Source organism: Actinoplanes sp. NPDC051343, assembly GCF_044455125.1.
Taxonomy (GTDB): Bacteria; Actinomycetota; Actinomycetes; order Mycobacteriales; family Micromonosporaceae; genus Actinoplanes.
The window spans coordinates 80,945-97,313 of sequence record NZ_JBITEL010000020.1 but is presented as its reverse complement, the minus strand read 5'-3'; the positions used below and the strand labels follow the sequence as shown (position 1 = coordinate 97,313).

17 protein-coding genes are annotated in these 16,369 nt (G+C 70.1%); 9 read left to right on the top strand and 8 right to left on the bottom strand.

The genetic code is table 11. The features are described from left to right. Window positions 1–33: 33 nt before the first annotated feature. The gene (locus tag ACIA5C_RS44030) at window positions 34–1,134 is read left to right on the top strand and encodes a cellulose binding domain-containing protein (protein ID WP_396066374.1); all 1,101 of its coding nucleotides are present in this window, start codon (window positions 34–36) and stop codon (window positions 1,132–1,134) included. A 55-nt stretch (window positions 1,135–1,189) separates the two neighbouring features. Here ACIA5C_RS44030 and ACIA5C_RS44025 read toward each other — a convergent pair whose 3' ends face one another. After that, window positions 1,190–1,627: a MarR family winged helix-turn-helix transcriptional regulator gene (locus tag ACIA5C_RS44025; protein WP_396066372.1), complete on the bottom strand. Its 438-nt coding sequence runs from the start codon at window positions 1,625–1,627 to the stop codon at window positions 1,190–1,192. A 118-nt stretch (window positions 1,628–1,745) separates the two neighbouring features. Between ACIA5C_RS44025 and ACIA5C_RS44020 the strand changes: the two genes are divergently transcribed. After that, window positions 1,746–2,681, top strand: a complete 936-nt coding sequence (locus tag ACIA5C_RS44020) for a cyclase family protein (protein ID WP_396066370.1) — start codon at window positions 1,746–1,748, stop codon at window positions 2,679–2,681. Between the two features lie 8 nt (window positions 2,682–2,689). On the opposite strand, the gene ACIA5C_RS44015 is transcribed toward ACIA5C_RS44020, so the two are convergent. The 5 genes from ACIA5C_RS44015 to ACIA5C_RS43995 all read right to left on the bottom strand — a co-directional run bounded on the left by ACIA5C_RS44015 (window position 2,690) and on the right by ACIA5C_RS43995 (window position 7,713). After that, the gene (locus ACIA5C_RS44015; protein ID WP_396066368.1) at window positions 2,690–3,856 is read right to left on the bottom strand and encodes a UDP-N-acetylglucosamine--N-acetylmuramyl-(pentapeptide) pyrophosphoryl-undecaprenol N-acetylglucosamine transferase; all 1,167 of its coding nucleotides are present in this window, start codon (window positions 3,854–3,856) and stop codon (window positions 2,690–2,692) included. A gap of 35 nt (window positions 3,857–3,891) precedes the next feature. After that, entirely contained in the window at window positions 3,892–5,025 is a 1,134-nt protein-coding gene (locus ACIA5C_RS44010; RefSeq protein WP_396066366.1) for an FAD-dependent oxidoreductase, read from the bottom strand. A gap of 340 nt (window positions 5,026–5,365) precedes the next feature. Beyond that, entirely contained in the window at window positions 5,366–5,947 is a 582-nt protein-coding gene (locus tag ACIA5C_RS44005; RefSeq protein WP_396066364.1) for a dihydrofolate reductase family protein, read from the bottom strand. Between the two features lie 126 nt (window positions 5,948–6,073). Continuing rightward, window positions 6,074–6,595 carry a pyridoxamine 5'-phosphate oxidase family protein gene (locus ACIA5C_RS44000; RefSeq protein WP_396066362.1) on the bottom strand — a complete coding sequence of 174 codons (522 nt, stop codon included), beginning with the start codon at window positions 6,593–6,595 and terminating at the stop codon, window positions 6,074–6,076. A 26-nt stretch (window positions 6,596–6,621) separates the two neighbouring features. Beyond that, window positions 6,622–7,713: a serine hydrolase domain-containing protein gene (locus ACIA5C_RS43995; protein ID WP_396066360.1), complete on the bottom strand. Its 1,092-nt coding sequence runs from the start codon at window positions 7,711–7,713 to the stop codon at window positions 6,622–6,624. A 76-nt stretch (window positions 7,714–7,789) separates the two neighbouring features. On the opposite strand from ACIA5C_RS43995, the gene ACIA5C_RS43990 reads away from it, so the two are divergent. From ACIA5C_RS43990 to ACIA5C_RS43975, 4 genes are all read left to right on the top strand, one after another. After that, complete coding sequence (locus ACIA5C_RS43990) at window positions 7,790–8,257, top strand: SAM-dependent methyltransferase (RefSeq protein ID WP_396066358.1); 468 nt, start codon at window positions 7,790–7,792, stop codon at window positions 8,255–8,257. Between the two features lie 66 nt (window positions 8,258–8,323). Next, on the top strand, window positions 8,324–9,946 hold the full coding sequence (boxC, locus tag ACIA5C_RS43985; RefSeq protein ID WP_396066356.1) for a 2,3-epoxybenzoyl-CoA dihydrolase: 1,623 nt from the start codon (window positions 8,324–8,326) through the stop codon (window positions 9,944–9,946). A 1-nt stretch (window position 9,947) separates the two neighbouring features. Continuing rightward, on the top strand, window positions 9,948–11,366 hold the full coding sequence (gene boxB, locus ACIA5C_RS43980) for a benzoyl-CoA 2,3-epoxidase subunit BoxB (protein WP_396066354.1): 1,419 nt from the start codon (window positions 9,948–9,950) through the stop codon (window positions 11,364–11,366). 12 nt (window positions 11,367–11,378) lie between these two features. Next, window positions 11,379–12,869 carry a benzoate-CoA ligase family protein gene (locus ACIA5C_RS43975; RefSeq protein ID WP_396066352.1) on the top strand — a complete coding sequence of 497 codons (1,491 nt, stop codon included), beginning with the start codon at window positions 11,379–11,381 and terminating at the stop codon, window positions 12,867–12,869. Here the strand turns inward: ACIA5C_RS43975 and ACIA5C_RS43970 are convergent. Further along, window positions 12,859–13,671, bottom strand: coding sequence for a PaaX family transcriptional regulator C-terminal domain-containing protein (locus tag ACIA5C_RS43970; RefSeq protein ID WP_396066350.1), 813 nt, complete (start codon window positions 13,669–13,671; stop codon window positions 12,859–12,861). The genes ACIA5C_RS43975 and ACIA5C_RS43970 overlap by 11 nt on opposite strands. Before the next feature lie 66 nt (window positions 13,672–13,737). On the opposite strand from ACIA5C_RS43970, the gene ACIA5C_RS43965 reads away from it, so the two are divergent. The 3 genes from ACIA5C_RS43965 to ACIA5C_RS43955 all read left to right on the top strand — a co-directional run bounded on the left by ACIA5C_RS43965 (window position 13,738) and on the right by ACIA5C_RS43955 (window position 16,027). Beyond that, window positions 13,738–14,589: an amidohydrolase family protein gene (locus ACIA5C_RS43965; RefSeq protein WP_396066348.1), complete on the top strand. Its 852-nt coding sequence runs from the start codon at window positions 13,738–13,740 to the stop codon at window positions 14,587–14,589. Between the two features lie 59 nt (window positions 14,590–14,648). Continuing rightward, complete coding sequence (locus tag ACIA5C_RS43960) at window positions 14,649–14,957, top strand: STAS domain-containing protein (RefSeq protein WP_396066346.1); 309 nt, start codon at window positions 14,649–14,651, stop codon at window positions 14,955–14,957. A gap of 437 nt (window positions 14,958–15,394) precedes the next feature. Next, window positions 15,395–16,027 (top strand): SDR family NAD(P)-dependent oxidoreductase, encoded by a 633-nt coding sequence (locus ACIA5C_RS43955; RefSeq protein WP_396066344.1) that lies wholly within the window; start codon window positions 15,395–15,397, stop codon window positions 16,025–16,027. On the opposite strand, the gene ACIA5C_RS43950 is transcribed toward ACIA5C_RS43955, so the two are convergent. After that, window positions 16,012–16,248, bottom strand: a complete 237-nt coding sequence (locus ACIA5C_RS43950) for a hypothetical protein (protein WP_396066342.1) — start codon at window positions 16,246–16,248, stop codon at window positions 16,012–16,014. The two genes, ACIA5C_RS43955 and ACIA5C_RS43950, sit on opposite strands and share 16 nt — an antisense overlap. Window positions 16,249–16,369: the final 121 nt, after the last annotated feature.

Here is a 16,369-nt window from a genome sequence, read left to right as displayed (position 1 = left end):
GACGGCCATCGATATATGGGTGACCGTCGACAGATGTCGAACCGTCCACGAAGGATCCTTGCCGCGGTCGTCCTCGCGGCGGCCCTCACGGGGGTCGGGATCGTCGCCGGAACCGCCGCGCAGGGCAATGCACCGGGCTTCGCGCCCGGCCCGACGGCGTCCGTGCCGACCACGCCCGGTGATTCGGCCCCGCCGCTGCCGTCGGGGCCGATCAACCCGTCTCCCTATCCGCCGAGCGTGCCCGGCAACCTCACCGCGACCGCCGTGCACGCCAACTCGGTCACGCTCTCCTGGAACGCCTCCTCCGGCGGCTGCTGCGGGGTCGACCACTACCTGGTCACGTACGGCCAGGCGTTCGATGACGTCATCCGGACGGCGAACGTCGGCAACGTGACCACGGCGACCATCACCGGCGGCATCTCCCCCCGCCAGCAGTACTTCTTCCGGGTCAGCGCGCTCGACGACGTCAACCACCAATCGGCCGCCTCGAACGAGGTCGTCGTGGTCACGCCGGCTTCGGACACCGCGGCCGACACGACGCCGCCGAGTGCGCCCGGCAACCTGACCACCGACGGCAGCACGCTGACCTGGACCCCGTCCACCGACAACGTGGGCGTCGTGGCCTACGACGTCTACCGCTTCGACGGCTGGTACACGTCGCAGCCGGCCGGCTCCACCACCGGCACCAGCTACGCCGCGCCGGCCGGCGGCGCCCGCGTCCTGTTCTATGTGCGGGCCCGCGACGCGGCGGGCAACGTGTCGATCGCCTCGAACACGGTCAGCGCCGACACCGCCACCACCACGCCGCCGCCGAACCCGGTGTGCCGGGCCGGCTACCGCATCACCTCCAACTGGACCGGCGGCTTCGTCGCCGAGGTCTCGCTCACCAACACCGGCACCGCCCCGGTCAACGGCTGGGCGCTCGCCTACACCTTCGGCGGCGACCAGAAGGTCGGCTCGGCCTGGAACGCCGCGGCGGCCCAGTCCGGCGCCACGGTCACGCTGACCAACCTGAGCTGGAACCGCACGCTCGCGCCGGGCGCCACCGCCACCATCGGCATGATCGGCTCGTGGAAGGCGAGCAACGCCGGGCCGACTGGTTTCACCCTCAACGGCAACACCTGCGCCGTCTGACCCACGCCCGAACCGGGCCCCGCCGGCCTTCCTCCGGCGGGGCCCGGCGCCAGGATCAGTTCGGCAGGGCTCGGCGCTGGGCGTCGTCGGCCACGACGCGGGTGGCGAGCCGGGTGAGTTCCTCCCGCTCCGCGGTCGGCAGGCCCACGACGTACGCGTCGATGCGCGCCTCGAACGCAAGCGCGACCTGACCGCCCAGCGTGCGCCCGTCCTCGGTGAGGGAGACGCGCACCGCGCGGCGATCTTCGACGCTGGGGATGCGCCGGACCAGCCCCCGGCGCTCGGCGCGGTCGACGAGGCCGCTGATCGACGACTTGTCGAGACCGAGGAAGCGGCCCAGCTCCTGCATCGTCGGCTCGCGGTCGCGGAGGACGCCGAGCAGGCGGGTCTGGACCACCGACAGGTCGTGCTCGCCGGCGACCTCGGACAGGGTGCCGTGGATCAGGAACGAGAGCTGGGCGAGCGCGTCCATGGTGCTGAGCCGGGTGGTCACCGCGCCAGGGTAGTTCGCGTCACGAACTACCGGCAAACGGAAGCCGGGATATCCTGCCCCCGGTGTTTCGAACCGCGTGACCGGAGGAGTCGGTGCTGGGATGACGGCAGGGCGACGGATGCCTGCACAGGACGACGTGCTCGGCTACTTCAACACACTGTCGAACTGGGGACGCTGGGGCGACGACGACCAACTCGGGACCCTGAACCACATCACCGACGAGGTCCGGCTGGCGGCGGCCCGGGCTGTGCGCCACGGCCGGAGCGTGTCGTGCGCGTGGGAGGTGGCCGTCCCACAGGACATGGAGCGGTCGACGACGACGTGCCCGTGCGCGGCCGACATGCCAGGGGCCGGGAACATGCCGGTGTCCTTCCACGCCGACCGGCGCTGGGGCTTCTCGTCCGAGCGGCTCGGCATCACGTTCCACGGCAACACCCTCACCCACGTCGACTCGCCGTGCCACATCTTCTGGGACGGCACGATGTACAACGGGCGGCCGCACTCGATGGTCGACGCCGCAACCGGCTCGGCGTGGGCGGCGGTCACGGCGGCGGCCAACGGCATCATCACGCGTGGTGTCCTGCTCGACATCGCGGGGGTCCGCGACGTGCCGTGGCTGGAACCGGGGCAGGGTGTGTTTCCCGACGATCTCGAGGAGGCCGAGCGTCGCCAGGGTGTGCGGGTGCGGTCCGGCGATGCGGTGCTCCTGCGGACCGGCTACGGCCGCTTCCGGCACGAGACCGGCGAGGCGAGCGGTTTCACGCAGGCCGGCTGGCACGCGTCCTGCCTGCCCTGGCTGCGGGACCGGGAGGTGGCGCTGATCGGCGCCGACACCCCGCAGGACGTTCAGCCGTCCGGGTACGACGACGTGTTGATGCCGGTTCACGCCGTGAGCCTCGTCGCGATGGGACTGTGGCTGCTCGACAACTGCGACCTGGAGCTGTGCGCGACGACGGCGGCCGAACTCGGCCAGTGGGACTTCCAGCTCGCCGTCGCCCCGGTCCGCTTCGCCGGTACGTCCGGCAGCCCGGTCAACCCGATCGCCACCTTCTGACGCGGGAGCTAGCGGGCGCTGACCGCCAGCAGCTCGGTGACCACGTGGTCGGCCGCGTCGGGCTTGCCGTGGGTGCGGGCGGCCCGCGCCATCGCCTCGCGGCGGTGCGGGTCGGCCAGCAGGCCGTGGATGGCGGTGCGGAGTTCCTCCGGCGTGGCCGTCGGGCCGTCCAGCATGACCGCGGCTCCCGTGGCGGCCAGGTGGCGGGCCGTGACGCGCTGCTCGTCGGCGGCCGAGAACGGGTAGGGGACCAGGACGCAGGCCTTGCCCAGGGCGGTCAGCTCGGCGACCGTGCCGGCGCCGCTGCGGGCGACCACGATGTGGGCGGCCGCCAGCAGGTCGGGCAGTTCGTCGTGGATGAAGTCGAGCACGTGGTAGCGGGCGGCCAGCTGCGGCGGGAGCGAGGCCGCCACCTGCTGCATCTCGGTGTAGCTCAGGCTGCCGCACTGGTGCACGATCTGGCAGTACTGCAGCAGGTCACCGAGGACGCCGGTCAGCATGCGGTTGATCTGCTGCGCGCCCGCGGCGCCGCCGGTGACCAGCACCAGCGGCAGGTTGGGCTCGAGGTTGAACGCCTGGTATGCCCGGGCGGGGTCGCCCTGGAAGACCTCGGCGCGGATCGGGTTGCCGGTGACGACGGCCTTCGCGCGCGCCTTGGGTGGCAGGTGCTCGAGGGAGGCCTCGTGGCTGAGCAGGATGCGGGTGGCGACGCGGGCCAGGATGCGGTTGGCCAGGCCGAGGCTGAGGGTCTGCTCGTGCAGCAGGTAGGGCACGCCGAACAGCTTGGCGGCCAGGCCGATCGGCACCGAGACGTAGCCGCCGGTGCTCAGCGCGACCGCCGGCTTGGTGCGGGCGACCGTCAGCACGGCCTGCAGGACGCCGATCGGGATGCGGAACGCGTCGACGAAGTTGCGTGCCAGATCCTTGGGGCTGGTGGACCGGCGCAGCTTGCCGGTGGTGATGGCCCGGAACGGGATGTGGTTACGCTCGGCGATCTTGCTCTCGAGGCCGCCCGCCACGCCGACCCAGAGCACCTCCGGGGCGGCGCCGGTCTCGGCCAGACGACGCTGCAGCGTCGTCACCGTGGTGAGCGCCGGATAGGTGTGCCCACCGGTGCCGCCGCCGGTCACGATCACGCGCAGGGTGTGCAGGCGCTCGCTGCTGTAGAGAGACATACGGTCCGGGAGTCTACTGATGCCCGCCGGGATTCTTAAAGCCGGTCGTGGTTGAGAACGCTGCTGCAGCGCTTGATCGTGATCAGCTGCAGCCGGGTGAACATCGCCGGGCTGATCAGGTGGGCGGCCAACCGGCCGGCAGAGGTCGGCGGCTTGTTGGTGACCTCGGAGGCTGCCAGCGAGGAGATGCGGCGTACACGACGGGCCCGGACGCGCTCATATCGGCGTAAAGCGTCCGGGACCGGGAAGGCGGACAGCGCCCGGCGCAGCGTCCACGCGTCCTCCAGGGCCTGGTTGGCGCCCTGCGCCTGGGACGGGGGAAAGGCGTGCGCGGCGTCGCCGAGCAGGGTGGCGCAGCCGGCACCCCAGGCCGACGGAATCTGGTGAACGGCGTGGCGGAAAGCATGGACGTCGGCTTCGGTCAGCACGTCGAGGAGCTTGCGGACCGGGTCGGCGTAGGAGGCGAACCGCTCCCGCAACCAGCCGATCACCGGACGCCCGGCCGGGACCGGCCCGTCGACGTCGAACCACCACTGCACCAGGCCGCCACCGGCCGGCATCAGGCCGCAGAGCCCGGCCTCGCCGACGACGCAGCGCGCGTAGGCGCCGGCCGCCAGTTCGGGCATCGCCACGGTCAGCCCCTGCCAGCTCACCCATCCGTTGAAGGTCGGCTCGGCCGAGCCGAGCAGGGCCCGTCGCACGGCCGATCGAACGCCGTCGGCGCCGACGACGAGCGCGGCTTCCTCGCGTACGCCGTCGGCGGTGACCACCGCGGCGCCGGAACCGGCGGTCTCGACCGTGTGCACCTGCCGCCCGTAGTTGATCGTCTCGGCCGGAAGGCCGGCCGCGAGCCGTCGCAGCAGCGAGGCCCGCGGGATGGTCGCGACCCGGTAGCCGGTCCACCGGCGCAGCAGCGTCATGTCGGCGTGGGCGAACGCGCGCCCGTCGGCGTCGAAGAAGCCGAGCGTGTCGATCGCAGCGCCGAGGTCGTCGAGAGAGACGCCGAGGCCGGCCGCGGCCGCCGCGCCGTTGCTGAAGATGGTGACCGCGGCACCGTCGGTGCGCGGTGCGTCGGCCCGCTCGAACACGCGCACCTGATGGCCGTCGGTCACCAGCCCGTTGGCCAGTGCCAGGCCACCGACACCCGCTCCCACGATGAGGATGTCCATGATGCGTCCGCCCGTTTCTGGAGGGCGTGTCCCAGCAGCTCGGCCGGAGGTTCGGGCCGCCGGGACACACGCTCCCAGGAAGGTTCAGGGTGAGGACTGTGATCGATCACCGTCGCTGAGTCATATTGTTTTCAGTCTCGGTGCAGAAAGTCAACCACCAAAGTTCCGGACCGTTGCCGAAATTATCGGCCCGCTTTGCCGCCGTAAACCCGGAGCCTGGGCGCCTGAAGATCAACTATGTGGACGGTGTCGATTCCGAAACTATCGGACCGGTTCTCCGGTGCCGTTCGCCCCGGTCGGAGTCGCTTCGTTCAGGCCGTGGCCCACGATGCCGGGCTGGTCACTCCGAGGGGTGCAGGGTGGGCCGATAGACGAGCTCCTGGATGCGGCCGTCGAGCGTGCGGCTCTCGAGCAGCTCCAGGTCGAAGTCGGCCGCCCCGCGGAAGATCGGGTCGGAACCGGTCTGCCCCGTGATCACCGGAAAGACCGACACCTGCACCCGGTCGACGAGCCCGGCGGCCATCAGAGCCCGGTTCATCGACAGGCTCCCGTGCGACCGCAGCGGCACGTCCGACTCCTCCTTGAGCCGGGCCACGACGTCGACGGCGTCACCCTTCTCGAGGGTCGCGTCCGGCCAGTCCAGCTTCCCCTCCAGCGTGTTCGACACGACCGTCGCGGGCAGGTTGCGAAAGCGGGTGACCCAGGCGTCGTGCACGGTCTCCTCCTCGCCGGAGGCCAGCAGCTGCGAAAACGCGCGGTAGGTGTTCGCCCCGAGAACCATCCGCTGCGGTTCGCTGTAGAGGTTGTGGCGATGCTCCAGCAGTTCGGGACCCTGCTTGCCCCAGTAGCCGCCCCAGCCGCTGACGGCCGTGCCGAACCCGTCGAGGCTGCTGAAGACGTCGAAGGTGTAGGTCGCGGTCATGATGTTCTCCGTTCATCGTGGATGCCAACAGGCAGACCGGCCGCGACACCGGAACTCATCGGAGGAACCGTGCAACGACCGCTCGACCGCTCGACGGCGCGACGCCTCGCTAGCGGGGCCGGGTGCTCAACTCCAGCGGTAGCGGGTCTGCGACGAATCGCTGCCCGTGGTGAACGCGAATCCCTTGTCCGGCCGCACCCGGTAGAGCTGGACGTTCCCGGCCCGAACGGCGTCGCCCAGTTGGTACCAGGTCCCGTCCTCGCGGGCGAGCTGCCAGCCGTAGGCCTGTTCGAACGCGGTCGCTACGGCTTCCCGGGTGGGCTGGTCGGTGACCAGCCCCGCGGTGCCTTCGACGATGTGGTCCGTGCCGGTCAGGGTGCCGGTTCCGGCGGCCAGCGCGCAGTGCGGGTTGGCGCTGAGGTTCCTGGCCTTCTGCTCGTTGTCGCCGGTGGTGAACCACATCGCGCCGAGCGTCCAGATCGCCAGCACCGGTGTCACGTGGGGGCGGCCGTCACGGCGTACGGTGCACAGCTGGAATTTCTGGATTCGGCGCAGTGCCCATTCCGTTGCCTCCCACGGCGTCGGACCGGCGCCGGGCGACGAGAACGGTCCGAGGGTGGTCTGCGGCGCGGTCGAAGGGTCGGCCATGGGTTTCTCCTTGTGCGGTGGCGAATTCAGGTCCCGGCGAGATGGTCGGCCAGGATGGTGGTGACCGACAGCGCGGTGTCGAAGTCGGGAACGAGACGGGTTTTCGTCAGCGCGAAGGCGACCCCTCTCGCGGGGTCCGCATAGGCATAACTTCCGCCGCCGCCCGGCCATCCGAATGCCACGGAGTGCTCTTCGGGCGGGGCGCCGATCCGGCCGAGCGGGAATCCCAGCGCCAACCGCGCCGGAGTGCCGAAAACCTGGTCCGTTCCCTCGAAGGCGAGCGCGGACAGTTCCGCCAGCCGGGGGGCATCCACCAGCTTGCCCTGCAGGACGGCGTTGAACATCGCGGCAAGACCGTGCGCGGTGGCGGTAGCGACCGAGGGTATATCGGCCCGCAGGATCTGATGGTTGTTGCCGAATTCGGCACTCGGCCGGCTTTCCCACGGAGCGAGGACGGCACCCGTGGGCCGTTGCTGCGCCTGCTGGTCGAGACGCGTCAGTCCCGGCAGCGACTCGTCCGGGACGCCGAAAAAGATCTGCCCTTCGATACCGAGCGGCGACGTGATCCATTCCCGCAGCAACTCGCGCATCGGCCGCCCGGTAGCGCGCCGGGCCAGCTCGCCGACGAGATAGCCGAAGGTGTAGGAGTGATAACCCGTGGCGGCGCCCGGCGGCCACCGCGGCTCGGCGGCGGCCAGCGACCCGCACACGGTGGACCAGTCGGGAAGGTCGGCCGGGGTGATCTCGGGCGGCATGGCCGGGAGACCGACCGTGTGGGTCAGCACGTGCCGCAGTGTCGCCGTGGCCTTGCCGCGCACACCGAACTCCGGCCAGACATCGGTTAGCGGGCTGTCGTAGTCGAGGAAACCGCGTGCGACAAGTAAATGCGCGAGCGTGGCCGTCACGTTCTTGCCGGTGGAGAAGCCGAAGATCGGCGTGCCGGGAGCGGTCGTGCCGGCCGATGCGTCGACGATCAGCTCGCCGTCCCGGAAGGCGGCGACCTGCAGACCGGTCTCCGCGCCGGTGCTGACCAGCGTATCGATCTGACGTTGAACTTGCTTCTGGATATCGGTCATCCCTGTCGTTGGTCCCTCGCACTGGTTGCGGCCGGTTCCCACACGCTAGGCAGAGTGGTGGCACATTGCAACCGCTTGCGGAAAGGGGTAGGCCGTACGGAGTGAATAGGCTCGAATCATGCCGACCTTTGAGATCACGCCGATCGGTACGGTCCGGAACGACCGTACGGATATCCAGCACACGGACAACTGGGGCGCCGTCCGCAGCACGATCACCGTTGACGAGCGCTTCGGCGAGGCATGCCTCCAAGGTCTGGACGGCTTCTCCCACGTAGAGGTCCTCTTCGTCTTCGACCAGTTCCCGGAACACGGCGACTACCGCGAACCCCGGCCCTACCGCGGCCGCCCCGACCTCCCGCCCGTCGGCATCTTCGCGGGCCGCGGCCCCCGCCGGCCCAACCGCATCGGGGTGACGTGCTGCGCCATCGAGTCCGTCAAGGGCCGCGAATTGACGGTCGTGGGCCTGGACGCGGTTTCGGGCACCCCGGTCATCGACCTGAAGCCGGCGATGGCGGAGTTCCTCCCGGCCGACGTCCGGCAGCCGGACTGGGTGAGCACCATGATGTCGGAGTACTTCCAGCCGTAGCGCCTCTAGTTCTACAAACTATTGACGTAGCTAGGAGCATCTGTAGAGTTTTTGAGCGTGAGCAGCGTGAACGTTGAGTTCCGCACCGACCCGGCGAGCTACCGGCACTGGCGGCTGGAGTTCGACGGTCCGGTCGCGACCCTGACCATGGACGTCGACGAGCAGGGCGGCCTGGTCGGAGGCTACGAGCTGAAGCTCAACTCCTACGATCTCGGCGTCGACATCGAGCTCTACGACGCCGTCCAGCGGCTGCGCTTCGAGCACCCCGAGGTGCGCGCGGTGGTACTGACCAGCGCCAAGGACAAGATCTTCAGCGCCGGGGCAAACATCCGCATGCTCGCCGCCTCCGAACACGGCTGGAAGGTCAACTTCTGCAAGTTCACCAACGAGACCCGCAACGGCATGGAGGACGCGTCGGCCAACTCGGGTCAGGTGTGGATCGCCGCGTGCAACGGCACGGCGTCGGGCGGCGGCTACGAGCTGGCGCTGGCCTGCGACCACGTCATGCTGGTCGACGACCGTTCGTCGACGGTGTCGCTGCCCGAGTTGCCGCTGCTCGGCGTGCTGCCCGGCACCGGCGGTCTGACCCGGGTGGTCGACAAGCGCCGGGTGCGGCGCGACCGGGCCGACTATTTCGCCACGCGAGCCGAGGGAATCGGTGGCCGGCGTGCGGTCGAGTGGGGCCTGATCGACGAGGCGGTGCCGCGTACCCGATGGAGCGAAGGCGTCGCGGCCCGCGCGACGGAAATCGCCGCGAGGTCGGCGAGGCCGGCCGGGGAGACGGCCGGGATCGAACTCACCCCACTGCCCAAGGAGCGCTCGGAGAGCGCCATCGCTTATCGGTACGTCGAGGCAACGCTCGACCCGCAACGAGGCTGTGCCGAGATCACCGTGACGGGTCCGGCCGCACCACCGGGTGAATTGACCGCCGACTTCTGGACGCTGGCGATGACCCGCGAACTGGACGACCTGATCCTCGATCTGCGCACCAACGAGCCGCTTCTCGGCACGTGGGTCCTGCGCACGAAAGGCGATCCGGCGGCCGTTCTGGCCCACGACGACTTCCTGCTCGGGCTGCCCGACGACTGGCGCGCGAACGAGGTCGTGCTCTACCTGAAACGTACGTTGAAACGCCTCGATGTGACGAGCCGGAGCCTTCTCGCCCTGATCGAGCCCGGCAGTTGTTTCGCCGGTTCCCTGTTCGAGCTGGCGCTGGCGGCCGATCGTTCCTACATGCTCGACGGCGTCTTCGAGGACGAGGACCCTTCCGCCGAACCGGCGACCGTGACCGTCGGGGATATGAACCGGGGTCCGCTGCCGATGGGCAATGACCTGACTCGATTGGCGACGCGATTCGGCGGCGAGGCCCCCGAGGTCTCCGACAAACCGCTGGACGCGCGGGCGGCGGACGAGAAAGGGCTGATCACTTTCGCGCCCGATGACATCGACTGGGCCGACGAGGTGCGCATCGCGATCGAGGAGCGCGCCTCCTTCAGCCCGGACGCGCTCACCGGCCTGGAGGCCAACTACCGCTTCGCCGGCCCCGAGACCATCGAGACCAAGATCTTCGGCCGCCTGTCGGCCTGGCAGAACTGGATCTTCAACCGCCCGAACGCCTCCGGCCCGTCAGGCGCGCTGCGCCGCTTCGGCACCGGGCAGCGGGCCGCGTTCGACCGGAAGCGAGTGTGAGATGACCGGCGCCGACTACTCCGAGAAGATCCCGAACAACGTCGAACTGCACGAGGATCGCCGGTTGCAGCGCGCGCTCGAGTCGTGGCAACCGAACTTCCTCAACTGGTGGTCGTCGATGGGTCCGACGCTGCCGACCCAGGACGTCTATCTGCGCACCGCGGTCAACGTCGGCCGGGAGGGCTGGGCGCACTTCGGGCACGTGCCGATGCGGGAGTACCGCTGGGGCATCTTCCTGGCCGAGCGCGACCGCGACCGCATGATCGGTTTCGGCCAGCACAAGGGTGAGCCGGTGTGGCAGAGGGTGCCGGGGGAGTACCGCGCCGACCTGCAGCGGCTCATCGTCATCCAGGGCGACACCGAGCCGGCCTCGGTCGAGCAGCAGCGCAATCTCGGTGCGACCGCGCCCAGCCTCTACGACCTCCGCAATCTGTTCCAGGTCAATGTGGAGGAGGGGCGGCACCTCTGGGCGATGGTCTATCTGCTGCACGCCTATTTCGGGCGCGAGGGCCGCGAGGAGGCCGAAGAACTGCTGCACCGCAATTCGGGCAGCGAGGAGTCGCCGCGCATTCTCGGCGCCTTCAACGAGGAGACCCCGGACTGGCTCTCGTTCTTCATGTTCACCTACTTCACCGACCGGGACGGGAAATATCAGCTCGGCACGCTCAAGGAGTCGGCGTTCGACCCGCTGTCGCGCACCTGCGAGTTCATGCTCAAGGAAGAGTCGCACCACATGTTCGTGGGTACGACCGGCGTGGACCGGGTCGTCGAGCGGACCGCCCAGCTGATGGTCGAGAAGGATTCCGACGACGTGGGGCCGTTCGGCGCGATTCCGTTGAAGGTGATCCAGAAGTACCTGAATTTCCACTACTCGGTGTCGCTCGACCTCTTCGGTGGCGAGACGTCGACCAATGTGGCCAACTACTTCACGTCCGGTCTGAAGGGGCGCTGGTCGGAGGACCGGCGGCCGGATGATCACCGGCTGACGGACGATTCCATGATGGTCGATGCGTTGACCGATGACGGCCAGATCGGGCAGAACGAAGTGGCGGCGCTGGTGGGTCTGAACACCGATCTGCGCCGGGCCTATATCGCCGATTGCCAGAATGGCATCCACCGCTGGAACAGGGTCCTCGAGTCGGCCGGGCTGCCGCAACGGCTCTACCTCCCGCATGTAGCTTTCAATCGGAAGGTCGGCGTTTTCCGCGACATCGAGGTCGCGCCGACCGGTGAGGTGCTGACGAGTGACGAATGGAAGCGCGCTCAGAAGAACTGGCTACCCACCGAGGTGGACAAGACGCATGTGCGGTCGCTGATGCGGCCCGTACACGAGCGCGGCAAGATCGCGTCCTGGATCGCGCCGCCGCGGCAGGGCATCAACGGAAAACCGTTCGACTACGAATACGTCCACCTCACCTAGGGCGGGTCGCCGATGTCGTTCAATGCCAGCACCTACCTGCTCGACCGGCACATCGAGAACGGCGACGGCGACCGGCTCGCCCTCACCGGAGTCCGCGGCGAACTGACGTACGCCGAACTGCACGACCGGGTCCGGCGCACCGCGGGTGGCCTGCGCCGGGCCGGTCTCCGGCCCGAGCAGCGGCTGCTGATGTTCATGGCGGACTCGCCGGAATTCGTCACGGTTTTCCTGGCCGCGATGCGGATCGGCGCCGTCCCGGTGCCGGTCTCCACGATGATGCGGGCCGGAGGATTAGCCGCTCTGCTGGACGATTCCCGGGCGGCTTTCCTTGCTGTCTCGGCGGAATTCGGTGAGCCGGCGGCATCGGTCGATACGACCGTTCTCGGTCCGGACGACCTGCAGGCGTTGGCGGGCGGCGAGCCCGACGACGCGATTTATCCGACGACCGAGGATTCACCGGCGTTCTGGCTCTACACCTCGGGCACGACCGGCCGGCCCAAGGGCGCCATGCACCGCCACGGCTCGATCCGGGTCGTCTGCGAAACCTACGGGCACAAGGTTCTCGGCATACGCTCCGACGATCGGTGCCTCTCGGCGGCCAAGGCCTTTTTCGCGTACGGGCTGGGAAACTCCCTGTTGTTCCCACTCTCGGTGGGCGCGGCCGCCGTACTCGAACCGGCCCCGTCGAAGCCCGACGTGATCGCCGAGCGAGCCCAGAAGTACGGCGCCACCCTGTTCTTCGGCGGACCGACCTTCTTCGCCGGCATGCTCCGCTCCGGGCTCGCCGCCGACGCGCTGGCCGGCGTCCGGCTGGCCGCGTCGGCCGGGGAGCCGCTGCCGGCCGAGCTCTATCACCGCTGGACCGGCCACTTCGGCGTCGACATCATCGACGGCATCGGCATGACCGAGATGCTCCACATCTTCCTGTCCAATCGCCCGGGCGCCGTCCGGCCGGGCACCACCGGTGTGCCGGTCCCCGGCTACGACCTGCGCATCCTCGACGAGGCCGGATATCCGGTCGCGGCCGGCGTGCCGGGCACCCTGTTCGTCCGGGGCGACTCGGCGGCCACCGGCTACTGGTGCCGCTACGCCACGTCACGCCAGGTCTTCCAGGGTGAATGGCTCCGCACCGGCGACACGTACCGCCAGGACGAGGACGGCTACTACCACTGCCTGGGCCGCACCGACGACGTGCTGAAGGTGAGCGGCATGTGGGTCGCGCCGGCCGAGGTCGAGAACCGGCTCCTGGCCCACCCGTCGGTGGCCCAGGCCGTGGTCGTCGCCGCCCCGGACGCCGACGAGCTCGACAAGCCGGTCGCCTTCGTCATCAAGGCTTCCCCGGAGGTCACCGAGGACGAACTGGTCGCCTTCTGCCGCGACGGCATGGAGTCGTACAAGCGTCCCCGCCGCGTGGTGTTCGTCGGTGAATATCCGACCACCGCGACCGGCAAAGTCCGCCGGGTCGAGCTGCGGGCGACCGCGGCCGAGGTTCTCAAAGGTTGATTGCCGCCCAGGCGGTCTGGGCGGCGGCCGACCATTCGTCGTGCCGCCGGTGGAACAGCCCGGCCGCCCGGGTGCCCCGCCACGGTTGGGGGAGCAGCGATTCCGGCAGCACCGGGTCGACCCACGGAAACCGCCGCCACGCGTGCACGAGCCCGGTCAGGTCGGCGACGGGGTCCTCCTCGGGCCGGTCGGAGAACTCCGCGATGAACGTCTCGTAGTCCTCCTCGAGCCCGTCCAGGTCCCACGCCTGCCGGGCCATCGCCGCATCGTCGTAGCCGTCCACCTGCCGGGCCACGAACACCCGCGCGTCCGCCTCGGCCAGGATGCGGCGCGCCTCGGCGACCCGGTCCGAGTGCGGGCTGATCCACACGCCCGGCTCGGGGCTGCCGAAGCCGGCCCACGTCATGCGGGTGCGCAGCCGGTGGCGGGCGGGCCGGTCGGTTTCCGGCACCCGGGCCAGCGCCAGCAGCCACTGCCCGTCCCACCCGCTCGCCGTACCGGTGAACCCGTAGATGCGCTGCGTGCCCTCGGTCAGCATCTGCTCGGCCGCCGGGGTGAGGCGCCAGCGCGTACGCCGGCCGACCCGTTCCGACGCCAGCCACCCGTCGGCTGCGGTTCGCATCAGCGCCTGCCGTACGTTCTTCTCCTCGACCCCCAGCCGTGCGATGGCATCGATCAAGGCCGAGGTCCAGGCGGTGCTGCCGTTAGGCAGCACGAACTCGCCGAGCACCGTGAAGAGCAGCCCGCGCGCACTCGGCGCCCCGGCCGCGTGCCGGCGCGATAGCCTGAGGCTGTCGGTCATGCCCGGATTCTACAGTCCGCTGCCGTGTCTCAAGCAGCCTGTAGAACGTGCCGGTACAGTGGGGTCGTGCTGGACGGACGACCGCTGATCGACGTGCACCTGCACCCGGCCCGCCGCGCCTCCCTCAAGCTCGACTGGGCGACGTGGATGCAGGGCTTCACTCCGCCGGACGGCCTCTATGACGAGGCCGGCGACGTGCGGCCCGACGTCTTCGACGCCTACCTGGCCTCCGAAGGCGTCGACGCGGCCGTGGCTCTGTCCGAATACAGCCCGCGGGTCACCGGCTGGCAGACCGCCGAGGACATGGCCGCCCTCACAACCGCGAACCCCCGCCGCATCTACTTCGCCGCCAACATCAACCCGCACGTTCACTACCCGGTGGCCGACGAGTTGGAGCGGCAGATCGCCCTCGGCGCGGTCGCCCTCAAAATCCACCCCGTCCACGCCGGCTTCCCCGCCGACGACCAGACGATGTACCCGGCGTACGAGATCTGCCAGTCGGCCGGCCTCCCCCTGGTGATCCACTTCGGCACCTCGACGTTCCCGGGCGCCCTCAACCGCTTCGCCGACCCGGCCCTGCTCGACCGCGTCCTGAGCGACTTCCGCACCCTCAACGTGGTCCTCGCCCACGGCGGCCGCGGCTGGTGGTACGACGCCGCAGCCTTCCTGGCCCTCTCCGACCCCCGGGTCTTCATCGAGCTGTCCGGCCTGCCCCCGTCCCGCCTCAAGACCTACTACGCCAAGCACAACTGGGCCCGGCTCACCCGCCGCATGATCTTCGCGACCGACTGGCCCGGCATCCCCGGCATCGCTGCGAACGCCCGCGCGGTGGCCGCCCTGTGCCCCGACGAGGAAACGGCCTCGTCGGTGCTGGCCGGCAACGCCATGGAGGTCTACCACCTCAAGCCGGCCCTCTGAGCACCGATCCCAGGGTCATCCCCGATGCCGGCGCCACGGTGGCGAGCAATGCTGCAGGAATGCGAGCCACCGTTCATGCGACCCGGCAACTCCTGCTGACCGCCAGCGGGCAGGTGGACGCCGCGGTCGCCACCGAGATCGACAAAATGGCGAACGACAACCTCGGCCCGGGGATCGACGTGCTCGTCCTAGACCTGACCGCCGTCACCACGCTGGACGACCGCGCCGCGGCGGCGCTCGTCAACCTGGCCGACCACCTCCGTGCCGCCGACCTTCCCAGCGAGTTCCACGCGGCCGCCGCCCTGCACCCGGCCCTGGCCGAGGCCGCCGCCCAGGGCCGCCTCCGCCTCCGCCCGGTGGCTCCCTGACCCGCCCCGTGTCAAGGCGTCAGGACGACCGGTTCCCGTGGCGGCCGGTTCTCACCAACCGGTCCGGCCCGCTGAGCCGTCGGCGGTGCCGGGTCGGTCTGGCCCGCGGGCCGTCGGTGGTGCTGGGTCGGTCTGGTCCGGCGGGCCGTCGGTGGTGCTGGGTCGGTCTGGTCCGGCGGGCCGTCGGTGGTGCTGGGTCGGTCTGGTCCGGCGGGCCTTCGGTGGTGCTGGGTCGGTCTGGTCCGGCGGGCCTTCGGTGGTGCTGGGTCGGTCTGGTCCGGCGGGCCTTCGGTGGTGCCGGATTGGTCTGGCCCGGCGGGCCGTCGGCGGTGCCGCATCGGTCTGGCCCGGTGAGCCGTCGCGGTGCCGCGTCGGTCTGGCCTCGTGAGCCGCCGGCGGCGCCGGTAGGTTGCAGATCACCGGAAGGGGGCGCCGCCATGGCTGTCGATCCGCGACGTGTGCTGGTCATCGGGGCGGGGCCCGGACTCGGGACGGCCGTCGCCCGCCGCTTCGCCCGGGAAGGCTTCGCGGTCACGCTGGCCGCGCGCCATCCCGCCGTCCCGGCCGGCGAACTGCACGGCGCCGACACCGTCGTCGCCGACGCCGCGGAACCGCACGCCTTCCGCGCGGTCCTCACCGAACTGGCCGAGTCCACCGCTCCCGGCGTCGTGGTCTACAACGCGGCCGTGATCACCACCGACAACATTCTCGGCGCCGGCACCGATCATCTGCTGCACGCGTACGCCGTCGACGTGCTCGGCGCGGTGATCGCCGCCCAGGTGTTCACCCCGGCCATGCGCCGGGCCCGCTCCGGAACGTTCCTGGCGACCGGCGGCAACCCCGACCCGTCACACGCCAGCCTGTCGCTCGGCAAAGCAGCACTGCGCGCGGCCGTCGCCCTGATGCACGACGAACTGAAGGCCGACGGCGTCCACGCCGGCAGCGTCACCGTCGGCGGAACGATCACGCCGGGCACCCCGTTCGACCCCGATCGCATTGCCGAGACCTACTGGGAGTTGCACACGCAGCCCGCCGACGCCTGGGCCGCGGAGACCTACTTCGAGGGCTGAGCGCGGCCGTACTTCTTCCGCAGCGAGTTCAGCTGCTCGCGGTCGGTCACCCACTCGCGCACCGAGCCGCACTGAAGGCAGACCACGCGCGCAAGGTCGATGCTCCTCAACCCACCGGCATTGATGGCGGCGCGGCCGTGCCCGTCCCTGGGGCCGCTCTGCAGCACGACGGTCTCGTCGCTCTGACAATGTGGACAGTGGCCGAAATTCACGTCGCTCATGGGTAAACGATCTCACTGCCTCACAACCGGGCACGGAGGCCGGGGAGCCGGTGCGGACCGCCGTGGCTTCCGTTCCCGGTGTGCGGTGGGTCGAGGACCACCTCCCCAGCCGGCGCGGGCG

Bases quoted from the DNA above. Each gene is read 5' to 3' on its own strand.
- ACIA5C_RS44030 (WP_396066374.1), top strand. From the start codon at position 34: ATGTCGAACCGTCCACGAAGGATCCTTGCCGCGGTCGTCCTCGCGGCG.
- ACIA5C_RS44020 (WP_396066370.1), top strand. From the start codon at position 1,746: ATGCCTGCACAGGACGACGTGCTCGGCTACTTCAACACACTGTCGAAC.
- ACIA5C_RS44015 (WP_396066368.1), bottom strand. From the start codon at position 3,856: ATGTCTCTCTACAGCAGCGAGCGCCTGCACACCCTGCGCGTGATCGTG.
- ACIA5C_RS44010 (WP_396066366.1), bottom strand. From the start codon at position 5,025: ATGGACATCCTCATCGTGGGAGCGGGTGTCGGTGGCCTGGCACTGGCC.
- ACIA5C_RS44005 (WP_396066364.1), bottom strand. From the start codon at position 5,947: ATGACCGCGACCTACACCTTCGACGTCTTCAGCAGCCTCGACGGGTTC.
- ACIA5C_RS44000 (WP_396066362.1), bottom strand. From the start codon at position 6,595: ATGGCCGACCCTTCGACCGCGCCGCAGACCACCCTCGGACCGTTCTCG.
- ACIA5C_RS43990 (WP_396066358.1), top strand. From the start codon at position 7,790: ATGCCGACCTTTGAGATCACGCCGATCGGTACGGTCCGGAACGACCGT.
- boxB (WP_396066354.1), top strand. From the start codon at position 9,948: ATGACCGGCGCCGACTACTCCGAGAAGATCCCGAACAACGTCGAACTG.
- ACIA5C_RS43975 (WP_396066352.1), top strand. From the start codon at position 11,379: ATGTCGTTCAATGCCAGCACCTACCTGCTCGACCGGCACATCGAGAAC.
- ACIA5C_RS43970 (WP_396066350.1), bottom strand. From the start codon at position 13,671: ATGACCGACAGCCTCAGGCTATCGCGCCGGCACGCGGCCGGGGCGCCG.
- ACIA5C_RS43960 (WP_396066346.1), top strand. From the start codon at position 14,649: ATGCGAGCCACCGTTCATGCGACCCGGCAACTCCTGCTGACCGCCAGC.
- ACIA5C_RS43955 (WP_396066344.1), top strand. From the start codon at position 15,395: ATGGCTGTCGATCCGCGACGTGTGCTGGTCATCGGGGCGGGGCCCGGA.
- ACIA5C_RS43950 (WP_396066342.1), bottom strand. From the start codon at position 16,248: ATGAGCGACGTGAATTTCGGCCACTGTCCACATTGTCAGAGCGACGAG.